We start from the raw sequence: 10,706 nt of genomic DNA, 5'->3' as shown, positions 1-10,706 counted from the left end.
GGGAAGCCTAAGGCGCGTCAAACAAAATGACAATTACGCGTTGCTAGCAACGAGAACCAATTCCCCTCAAACACAACCAAGCAACCGCTTGCTTCACTGCATTGTCTGCGGTAAGTTACTTCCAAAGCATAAGCACAACCACCTTCGGAAATTTAAATGGCTAACCTTCATGCACACTATTTTGGCGAAACTCAAAATTTGGTACGTAATACCGTTAGGCGGTTTGTTGACCAGCACATCATTGAACATATTAATGATTGGGAGGAAGCGAATGAGTTTCCAAGAGAGCTCTACAGCACTGCCGGAGAGGCTGGAATTTTAGGAATTGGCCACGCAGAAGAGTACGGTGGTAGCGGTGGCGATATTTTTTGTAAGGTAGCGGCATCCGAAGAACTCATGCGCTCAACTTCGGGCGGTCTTGTGGCAAGCCTAGGATCGATTGATATCGGACTCCCCCCAATAGCTAAATGGGGATCCAAAACGCTGAAAGAGAAAGTAATACCCAAAGTGATTAGTGGCGAGAAAATCATTGCACTTGCCATCACTGAGCCGTCAGGCGGCTCTGATGTCGCGAACATCAAGACTCGCGCCGTCAAAGATGGCGACCATTACATTGTTAATGGTTCAAAAACATTTATAACCAGCGGTCATAGAGCGGATTACTATACCGTCGCCGTGCGCACAGGCGGCGATGGCTACGGCGGTATCAGCTTACTATTGATAGAGCGCGACACCCCCGGATTCAGCCGGGGCAAAAACCTTAAAAAAACTGGCTGGTGGGCCAGCGATACGGCTGAGCTATTCTTCGATGATGTTCGCGTACCAGCGGAAAACCTCATCGGGCCAGAAAACTCTGGTTTTATCGCGATAATGTCCAACTTCGAGATGGAGCGTCTTAGCCTCTGCGTTATGGCAAACATGACCGCAGAACTAGCTCTAGAAGAGTCACTAAAGTACGTTAAAGAGAGAAGTGCATTTGGTAGACCGATTGGTAAGTTCCAAGTCACCAAGCACAAGCTCGCCGAGATGGCGACAGCGCTTGAAGCAAGCAAAACCTTTACATACTCGCTAGCCGCGGCAATGCAAGAGGGTAAATCAGTAATAAAAGAAATCTCAATGGCAAAGAATTTCGCGACGCAAACCAGCGACAAAATCACCTATGACGCAGTGCAAATATTTGGCGGCATGGGCTATATGCGCGAATCAAAGGTCGAAAGACTCGCTCGCGACAACCGAATTCTTTCAATTGGAGGCGGCACCTATGAAATCATGAACGAAGTGATCGCCAAGCAGCTCGGACTCTAGGCTGCCAGTATACTGAGCGTAGTTTATGACCTTAGGGTTAGCGCTCGGTCTAAGGCCGCAAATACCTTTCGACGATAAGATTCTGACTCTCCTACCAGATGATGCCCTGCGCCATCAATGGTCACTGCACTTCCAAGCGGAAACAACTTTCTGTACTGCGCCAAGTTATAGCGCCAGTCCACCGTTGTATCTTCCGTACCTTGAATAATCGTGACATGCTCACTGTCAGGCACTACTGCCCGAGCAAGCATATCAGGAATCCATTTTCGTAACGCGCCAACCCAATCAACTGACAAGCCATCGTGCTGCAGCTTATCGTGATCGCGGATAAACGTTAGAAAATCATCGTCGTGCGAATTAACCATAAACTTACGTGGCCAATATGCTCGACGACCATCGAGCAATGAGTGCATCAGCAGTGCCTTTGTCCAAGCCACAGGGCGAAGCAGAGGCGCTAACAAAACAACACGCCAATCGTCAACATGTGATTCGAGCTCTCGCCTGAGATCTCCGCTAAGAGCGTCTGCGAGAATAGCCCCCCCAGTACTCTGCCCGATCAAAAAGCTTCGCATATCTCGATGCAACTCACTATTCACCACACTCTTAATCGCTGCTTGATACTGCGAGAAACAACCAATAGCGGCCCGCGCACCACTTGACAATCCATGCCCTGGCAAGTCAAACGCAACCACGCGCACCCCATGCTGGAGCAAATGGCGAATGAGGTGATGGTAAAGGCCTGAATGATCGAAATATCCATGCACAATCAATGCTTGCACTGGCTCACGATCTTCCGTAATCGAATCTTGTGCTGGCTCAAACGCCTGAACAACTAGGTCAAACTCAGAAGAAGGAACGACTCTAATCGATTGCTCCCGGGCAAGACCCCCACTAACAAACTCAAGTCCGTAAGTCTCTGCATACGACTTATACAATAAGCCTGCATGAGATTGCGGCTTATTGCTCAGTTGGAGTTTTTTTGTACTTAAAGCCAGTAGTAAACGGTCTCTATCCCAAAACATGCAAACAGGGTCTCACTCAAATTCGGTTTAACATTCTTTGTAACTGCAAACGCACAAAACACGACAAAATTAGATACAATCAGCTGCATAAGATAACCAGTCGGTTACATAACAAGCGGTCACACAAAACCGCTCAACCTGATTCGTATTACTTGATAACTATAAGCTAATTATAACTAATTAAAGAGAGTCGGCCTGATGAAAACCAACAATAAAGAATTAAGTGTGATCGATGTGGTCGTGGCAACGACCGTAAGCTGTATCTTAATCGGCTTCTTGTACCAGCATTTGTATTATTGACGCACCAAAGCTAGCCCAAAGTGCAGATTGGCTCATCTAATTAAAATCAGAGAAAACACGGAGGGCTGCAGCATCAAAACCGATACGGGACTGCTTATCTAAGAGCATAAACCTTCCATCCTCCGCAATCGGCTTTAATACGGGCTTAGTGCCACCGTAAACACCAACATCTTCTGCGTCTCCCCAAGCAGAGTTCCACTCAATATTCTGGCGGAATCGAACCGCAATGTTACGAGGGTTGCGGGCAAATAACACTAACGCATTCCCTTCTCTATCCCCCATCACTTGCACTTCGCTTATTTCGGAGAAGCTCGAATCAAGCTTTATTACTGACGGGATGACAAAAGCACTATTGGAGTCGACGGGAAATAAGCCTTGCGCGCTGACTGTATACTCTCCGCCTTGCTGTGATATCCAAGTGAAAAGCACTTGACCGTCATCAAAAACGAACACGTCACTATCAACAACAACAGCGTTTGCATTCTTGGCTATTGGACTCGGTGTTGACCAACTAGCACCGTTGAACTTGGCAGTGAAAAAGTTTCGACCAAAACCTGCTCCGGCGCTCCAGCCAACAACGCCCCGTTGCAAATAATCGAAGCCTCCACTTATGTCTTCCTGAAGAGTTCCGCTTGCTTGAATCAACCTCGCATCCGAAGAGAGCCCATTATCTCTTTGATACACAGCATGCTCCAAAGCATATTGCTCGTTTGCTGCCTTCGATGTATCCGAAGAAACGACCAAGATATCTATCCGGTCATTTCCGTAGTCAACAACCTCCACTTCAACAACGGCGAGCGAACCGCCTCCTACAACTTCGCTACCATCGATGGTCGGGGCACTATTCGACGCGACCGAAAAACTGTAAACGTAAAGTTGTTCATCGTACAAATAAGAAACAAAGCCGGAGCTCGCGCCTGTCATGTGTATTCCAAGCGATGTAATAGAGTTGGCCGCTGAATGAGAAACAAAATTTATACGCGGGTAAATCTGATCCCCACTTGCGCAGCGCAAATAAACACCCTGCAGTGACGCAGTTTCTTTGTAAGACCAAGTAGCACAATACTCATTACCAAAGATACTGGTCGAAAAATCAAGTACGTCGTTTGAGACATTGCTACCTCCGTCAACTCCATCAACATAATCTAAGCGCACAGCTTGACCGACAAGAGATTGGCTGTCTTGATTAAACTCTTTGATATATAAAAGTGAAAGCGCGTCAATAGCCTGACTTTGTTGTAACCAAGCAACGTATCCCTGATCATCCGCAGACACAAAATCTACTTTGGATACATTGAAGCCATTTGAAAGAAAGTCGTTATTAACATCGACAAAAGAGCGCCATTCTCCATCAGCGGTGCCAAACTCAATAGAGTTTGGAGATGCAAAATTACCTGTAGTAACGGAGCCATCAATAGGTGAAATGCTCTCTATTGGCGATAAATCTCGTATCCCGGCACCAAACTCTAACGAATAGAGAGACCATAGCGCTAGGCGACCTTGGGGCTCGACGAATACCGTGGTCGCAGGGACTTCATCAATCACGGTACGTGTCTCAGTGTTCTTAACGCCATCCTCGTCGATTGTTTCGCGTACTACTTCTGTGCGCGAGCGCGTAAAAATGACTTGTGACTCTGTTAGATTGATCGCTCTCTTATCGACATCGAAGCGATTAAAATCTTTCGACCCCAATAACGAAGTTTCAAAAATATTCCGAGACTTTAACGAGTTAAGCGTAACGTTTTCACTGAGCGTAGAAGAATCAAGCAATTCGTCATAGTCGAATCTAAATTGGGAATTTGTGGGAACCAACGTAGCCGCAACTTCAGGTGGCTCTACGCTACGTACGCGAGGCGCAACATTATCCACTTCGTCGTCAGGAAGCACAGTACCATTATTTGATGAAGAGCAACCTGAAAGAGCAACAGAAGAGACAAACAGACTTATAGCAATGTTTTTAAACAATGAGACCAATCCAAAAGAGCAATTATGTTGAAGCGTGTCTTATAGAAATATCGTAACCCGAAGAGCAACAAATTAAAGGAACGAAGTTCCAGTTCGAAAAGAAAACTTAAGCGCCGAACTAAAACCTGATAACCATATCAAAAAAAACCGCTCAAACGAGCGGCTTTAAAACGGAACTAAACCAACAAACCAGTAATCAGTGTCCTGATATCGTCCAGTTCGTGTACGTTTCCATGTCGGTCCAATACAGCTCGCCAATTGACACACCAGTGTCCCCAAACGATAACGCGCCAATTTCACGGTCACCTTTGAAGATGGTATTCATTGCAACGCCGTCAAGACCAATATCATTGGCCATAGCTACTGGATTAGCATAAGCCGACCCACCGGCAGCAGCGGCTAAACCTGCGGCATCAAAGCCCGCCGTATTTCTTACAGCAAAGATCTGACGCTTGGACTGCGCGAAACCGAAGGCAAAGTTACCATCCAAGTCCGTCACATCGCCACGCACGTTGTTAATCTTCATGTTATCGACCTTAACACCAGAAAGACCATCCCAGTTATCGATGTAAACATCAAGATCCGTCACATTAAAATACGTATTCCAGTTAATCTTCGAATCTGCCGCGCCAATTGTTGGCGTTGCTGTACCTGTTCCGAAACCATTACCATTGTTTTCGATATGGATGTCCACCGGCCCAAGATAACCATTGATGGATAGATCGGAGATCAACACTGTTGTTCCAGTATCACCATCGGGATCAACCCCATTCGAAGTGTGACCCGTAAAGCTATCACCAATCGAATCACCCGCAGCAAACGTTGAAGCAGCTAGACCAACAGCATCAATGCTAAAGTTGAAATCTTTCCCTTTCGTCCAGCCATTACCGAACAGATCATCAAAACCAACATCGCCAAGTGCTGAAGCAGCACCGGCATTTAGCGTCGAATCTGTAGACATCAACACGTCTAAGCCGCCAAGCTTCTCCCACGCATCTTTATAGCTAACGTGGATCAGTAAGTCGCCATCACCATAGGTCTTTTTACTATCAATCGACATAGGACCTGTTGTGGTCGCGTTTGACTGAATTAGACCCGAAGATACCGCATCGGCAACCGTGATCTGACCTGACTGCGCGTCCAAAAACTTAGTTTCATCCGTGTTACCCGCAGCAGACGCTGCAAGCGCTTGAATTTCCGCTACTTTTCTGACGCCTGAAAAACCGGTTTCAAGATAATTGTCTGCGATACCGTTTGCCGGATCGATCAGGCCAGAACCCGCAATATCGAGTTTCACGCGAACATTATCGAAATAACCACCAGGATCAACGTTTTCATTTGCACCAAAACTAATGCCATTCAAAAATATACTACCAGCGTCTTTATACATAAATTCGCCGATCGTGTATTTTGTTTCTAGATCAATCGTCAAACCGGCTTGGCCAGTTAACGCGCTCATTGCTGAGTCGTCTAGAGACTTTAGTTCGGCATGAGCACTTAGGCTTACCCCTGCGATCGCAAGAGACAAGGCCGTTTTTTTTATCGTTTTCATACCCTTCTCCTAACTCCCTACTTGTCTATAAAGAGCCGCTCAAAGAGCGGCTCTTTCCCTGAGACAACCTTCGTTACACCAAATTACTAGTGTGCAGAAATAGTCCAGTTAGTGTAGCTCTCGATGTCAGTCCAATACAACTCACCGATTGAAGTACCAGTGTCACCGAATGACAATGCACCGATCTCCATATCACCTTTAAAGGTAGTGTTGATCGCTACGCCGTCTAGCCCAAGGTCGTTAGCCATTGCTACTGGGTTAGCGTAAGCCGCTCCTCCAGCTGCTGCAGCAAGACCCGCCGCATCAAACCCAGCCGTGTTGCGCACTGCAAAGATCTGACGGTTGGACTGTGCAAAACCGAACGCGAAGTTCCCGTTAAGATCCGTTACGTCGCCTCGAACATTGTTAATTTTCAAATCAGTGATTTGAACACCAGCAATATCCAGGTAAACATCAAGATCGGTCACGTTAACGTAAGTGTTCCAGTTGATCTTCGAATCTGCCGCGCCAATTGTAGGCGTTGCAGTACCAGTACCGAAACCATTACCTTTGTTTTCGATATGGATATCAACAGGCCCAAGATAACCATTGATAGAAAGATCAGAGATCAATACTGTAGTGCCAGCGTCGCCATCAGGATCGATACCGTTTGCAGTGTGCCCAGTAAAGTTATCACCAATTGAATCTCCCGCAGCAAACGTTGAATCAGCAAGGCCGATTGCATCAATGCTGAAGTTGAAATCCTTTCCTTTCGTCCAGCCATTACCGAACAAATCATCAAAAGTAACGTCGCCAAGCGCTGATGCTGCACCAGCGTTCAAGGTCGAATCAGTGGACATCAACACGTCTAAGCCACCAAGCTTCTCCCACGCATCTTTGTAACTAACGTGGATCAGCAAATCACCATCACCATAGGTCTTTTTGCCTTCAATAGACATAGGCCCAGTAGTAGTCGCATTCGCCTGAATAAGACCTGCCGATATCGCATCCGTTACCGTGATTTGTCCCGACTGAGCCACCAAGAACTTGGCCTCATCTGTGTTTCCTGCAGCGGCCGCCGCAAGCGCCTGAATCTCAGCCACTTTCCTTACGCCGGAAAAGCCGGTTTCAAGGTAGTTATCTGCTACACCGTTTGCTGGGTCGATCAAGCCAGAACCCGCAATATCGAGTTTCACGCGAACATTATCAAAGTACCCACCTGGGTCGACGTTTTCATTTGCACCAAAACTAATGCCACTCAAAAATACACTACCGGCGTCTTTGTACATAAATTCGCCAATCGTGTACTTCGTTTCTAGATCGATCGTCAAACCGGCTTGACCGGTCAACTCACTCATCGCTGAGTCGTCTAGAGACTTTAATTCGGCATGAGCACCGACGCTTGCTCCTGCAATTGCAAGAGACAAGGCCGTTCTTTTTATCATTTTCATACCTTACTCCTAGTTTCTAACTTTTTTCAAAAAAAAAGCCGCTCTTGAGAGCGGCTTTTCCTCTGAGACTTAACTCATTACACCAAGTAATTAGTGTGCAGAGATAGTCCAGTTAGTGTAGCTCTCGATGTCAGTCCAGTACAACTCACCGATTGAAGTACCAGTGTCACCGAATGACAATGCACCGATCTCCATGTCACCTTTAAAGGTAGTGTTGATCGCTACGCCGTCTAGACCAAGGTCGTTAGCCATTGCTACTGGGTTAGCGTAAGCCGCTCCACCAGCTGCAGCCGCTAGGCCTGCCGCATCAAAACCAGCAGTGTTACGTACTGCGAAGATTTGACGGTTAGACTGTGCGAAACCGAAAGAGAAGTTACCATCTAGATCAGTAACGTCACCACGTACGTTGTTGATTTTCAAATCAGTGATCTGAACACCAGCGATGTCTAGGTAAACATCAAGGTCAGTTACGTTAACGTAAGTGTTCCAGTTGATCTTAGAGTCTGCAGCGCCAATTGTTGGAGTAGCAGTACCAGAACCGAAACCGTTACCGTTGTTTTCGATATGAATATCGACTGGGCCAAGGTAACCGTTGATAGAAAGATCAGAGATCAATACTGTAGTGCCAGCGTCGCCATCTGGGTCGATACCGTTTGCAGTGTGACCAGTGAAGCTGTCGCCGATTGAATCGCCAGCAGCGAACGTTGAATCAGCAAGACCGATAGCGTCGATGCTGAAGTTAAAGTCGACAGACTTAAGACCAGAAGCAAGAACGCCTGCGTAAGTAAGATCACCTAGTGCAGAAGCAGAACCAGCGTTTGGACCAGCAGAATCAGTAGACATAAGAACAGCTAGACCGCCTGGAGCAGCTTTCTGCCATGCATCTTTAAACGATACGTGGATAAGTAGGTCACCGTCACCGTAACCTTGCTTACCAGCGATAGTTTGAACAGCAGCGTTAGCGTCTGTAACACCTCGAGTGTTGTCAACTATGCCTGCAGCTTGAAGATCAGCAAGATCAGCAGAACCAGCGTTTGCTTGGCCGAACTTAGCAGCGTCAGCGTTGCCAGCAGCAGCAGCAGCAATAGCTTGAATACCAGCTAGATCACGAACACGTGAGAAACCAGTGTCAAGAGAGTTATCAGCAACACCGTTAGCTGGATCGATCGCGCCAGCACCAGCGATGTCTAGCTTGATGCGGATGTTATCAACGTAGCCAGCAGCTGCAGCAGCAGAAGCAGGAGTTTCGTTTGTGTTAGCACCCAAGCTGATGCCGCTCAAGAATACAGAACCAGCGTCTTTATACATGAACTCGCCGATGGTGTATTTTGTTTCTAGGTCGATAGTCAAACCAGCTTGACCAGTCAACTCACCCATTGCTGAGTCGTCTAGAGCTTTAAGTTCTGCTTGTGCGCCAGCTGAAACAGCAGCGATTGCAGATGCTAGTGCAATTTTTTTCAGGCCTTTCATATTATTCTCCTAATATTTAGGTAAGAACGCTTCTTCTTAGATACTTTGTATTCTTAAGTTGAAGCAACATTTTATTGTTAGTGTTTCGTTTTGTTCCAGTCGGCTTTCGCTAACCAGTGGAGCCATATTAAGTAAATCAGAGGTGCGTTTCCGTGAATGCCCTCACAAAAAGTTACGCGCAGTTACATTGAATACCTTATTTACATTTTTTGACATTCCAGACGCAACTGCTTACGGATACAGATAAACAGGGTGTTTGTTTTGCTATTTAACGGTCTCTACGGTGCTTTTAACGAAAAAGGCTCGCTGGTTAGCGAGCCTTTAAGCTGGGGTGCCTCAAAGATCATTCTATTTAACGCTGATAGTAAACCGGCTTCATTTCGCGCTCTGTCGGCTGACCCATCTTCACCTCGCCATCAATTACCCCATAAGGATAGGTCCAGCTGCGAGCCCAACCAGCAATATGTTCAGAAGCAACAACGATCTGTCTTAGGATTGTGCCGTCATCAAGCTTTCGGCCCGTGACGTAGATAATCCCAACGGCCCACTGCGTACGATTCGCCGCAAGGCCCTGCAATGCTTTAACCAATGCCTCGAGTGCAACCTCCTGGGGCATCTCGTCCTGCCCATCTACACGAATCGCACGGAAATTCCCATCAGGATCCAAGGTCATTCCCATGGGCTTGAACGAACCGCGCTCTAGCAAATCCGGCTCATTTCTTTTGAATGCGGCAACCATCATATACTTTAGCTGTGCAATCGCTTGCTCTTCGGTGACTTTCGCGCGTTTGGACTGGCTCAACCCAAGATCGGTCACCGCCTCTCCTGTTGGCTTTTCGACCATATCTTCAATACTTGGCTTCTTATCTTCTGCGAATACGCTGATTGATGTTACTGCCATCCCTATTGCGAGCGCGCTAAAGGTCAAGAAAGAGTAAAACGATTTATACATTACAGGCTCCAGGCGATTATCTATTAGATTTGGATCAAGCCGGTTGGTTCAAAAAACAGAACAGGCTAATATGCGCGACAACTAGCCGCAGCGAATGCGGTAAACTTATAGACACGTACTTAAAAAATCCACCCAAGCTCCTGTTTTATTTGTCAATTAGGTCACAGTCTCAAAGATGTTTAAGTTGGTAGCTTTATCGTTATGGAACAGAAAAACGTGCGAACACGCCGACATACACTAGGTCAGTCTCAACTTTCACACCTACTCTCACAACTTGACCATAGCGTCGCGCTGGTAAGCGGTGGTCAGCCCTTAACACAAGACACGAAAAGCCAAGAATCTCGCAAACCTGAAAAATTCAGTATCTACTCTGGGCTGCCTCTTCATATTGAATGCAATAGCACGAAGCTCGCACTCCCACCGAGATTAGACACAACAAGCGAAGGACACCTTGCCGAACTCCCTTTTCTCAAAGGATGGATTGGCGCAAAGAGCTATAGCGAAGGTCTAGACTTCTTTGGCTACTACACATGGAGTTACACCTATTGCCATAACAGCGGCAAAGGTATCTTCGTTTTTTCTGACGAATGCAGCGAAGAAATTGAGCAAACAATACTAGAGCTAGTGAATACAAATATTAATACTAATACTACGCATACCGTTTCGCGCTCTTATAAACGGCTTGCAGACTTCGACTGGGTTAAGTCACA

The 10,706-nt window shown here is 46.6% G+C and carries 8 protein-coding genes; 2 read left to right on the top strand and 6 right to left on the bottom strand.

The window, feature by feature from the left end; translation table 11 throughout:
* Positions 1–156 precede the first annotated feature (156 nt).
* The gene (locus A3751_RS09095) at positions 157–1,305 is read left to right on the top strand and encodes an acyl-CoA dehydrogenase family protein (RefSeq protein WP_068454693.1); all 1,149 of its coding nucleotides are present in this window, start codon (positions 157–159) and stop codon (positions 1,303–1,305) included.
* A 23-nt stretch (positions 1,306–1,328) separates the two neighbouring features.
* Here the strand turns inward: A3751_RS09095 and A3751_RS09090 are convergent, their stop codons facing one another.
* The 6 genes from A3751_RS09090 to A3751_RS09065 all read right to left on the bottom strand — a co-directional run bounded on the left by A3751_RS09090 (position 1,329) and on the right by A3751_RS09065 (position 9,996).
* On the bottom strand, positions 1,329–2,327 hold the full coding sequence (locus A3751_RS09090) for an alpha/beta hydrolase (RefSeq protein ID WP_068454690.1): 999 nt from the start codon (positions 2,325–2,327) through the stop codon (positions 1,329–1,331).
* A gap of 336 nt (positions 2,328–2,663) precedes the next feature.
* Complete coding sequence (locus A3751_RS09085; RefSeq protein WP_068454687.1) at positions 2,664–4,592, bottom strand: hypothetical protein; 1,929 nt, start codon at positions 4,590–4,592, stop codon at positions 2,664–2,666.
* A 196-nt stretch (positions 4,593–4,788) separates the two neighbouring features.
* Positions 4,789–6,144, bottom strand: coding sequence for a DUF6160 family protein (locus tag A3751_RS09080; RefSeq protein ID WP_068454684.1), 1,356 nt, complete (start codon positions 6,142–6,144; stop codon positions 4,789–4,791).
* A gap of 86 nt (positions 6,145–6,230) precedes the next feature.
* Positions 6,231–7,574, bottom strand: a complete 1,344-nt coding sequence (locus tag A3751_RS09075; protein WP_068454682.1) for a DUF6160 family protein — start codon at positions 7,572–7,574, stop codon at positions 6,231–6,233.
* A gap of 90 nt (positions 7,575–7,664) precedes the next feature.
* On the bottom strand, positions 7,665–9,044 hold the full coding sequence (locus A3751_RS22730; protein WP_068454678.1) for a DUF6160 family protein: 1,380 nt from the start codon (positions 9,042–9,044) through the stop codon (positions 7,665–7,667).
* 352 nt (positions 9,045–9,396) lie between these two features.
* The gene (locus tag A3751_RS09065) at positions 9,397–9,996 is read right to left on the bottom strand and encodes a hypothetical protein (RefSeq protein ID WP_068464217.1); all 600 of its coding nucleotides are present in this window, start codon (positions 9,994–9,996) and stop codon (positions 9,397–9,399) included.
* 201 nt (positions 9,997–10,197) lie between these two features.
* Between A3751_RS09065 and A3751_RS09060 the strand changes: the two genes are divergently transcribed.
* The coding region (locus tag A3751_RS09060) for a hypothetical protein (protein ID WP_156492349.1) at positions 10,198–10,706 on the top strand (509 nt) is incomplete at its 3' end.

This window comes from Oleiphilus sp. HI0080, from assembly GCF_001635135.1.
Note: the sequence above shows the minus strand (reverse complement) of the source record. Positions and strands in the feature narration are given on the sequence as shown.

Bases quoted from the DNA above. Each gene is read 5' to 3' on its own strand.
- A3751_RS09075 (WP_068454682.1), bottom strand. From the start codon at position 7,574: ATGAAAATGATAAAAAGAACGGCCTTGTCTCTTGCAATTGCAGGAGCA.
- A3751_RS22730 (WP_068454678.1), bottom strand. From the start codon at position 9,044: ATGAAAGGCCTGAAAAAAATTGCACTAGCATCTGCAATCGCTGCTGTT.
- A3751_RS09095 (WP_068454693.1), top strand. From the start codon at position 157: ATGGCTAACCTTCATGCACACTATTTTGGCGAAACTCAAAATTTGGTA.
- A3751_RS09065 (WP_068464217.1), bottom strand. From the start codon at position 9,996: ATGTATAAATCGTTTTACTCTTTCTTGACCTTTAGCGCGCTCGCAATA.
- A3751_RS09090 (WP_068454690.1), bottom strand. From the start codon at position 2,327: ATGTTTTGGGATAGAGACCGTTTACTACTGGCTTTAAGTACAAAAAAA.
- A3751_RS09080 (WP_068454684.1), bottom strand. From the start codon at position 6,144: ATGAAAACGATAAAAAAAACGGCCTTGTCTCTTGCGATCGCAGGGGTA.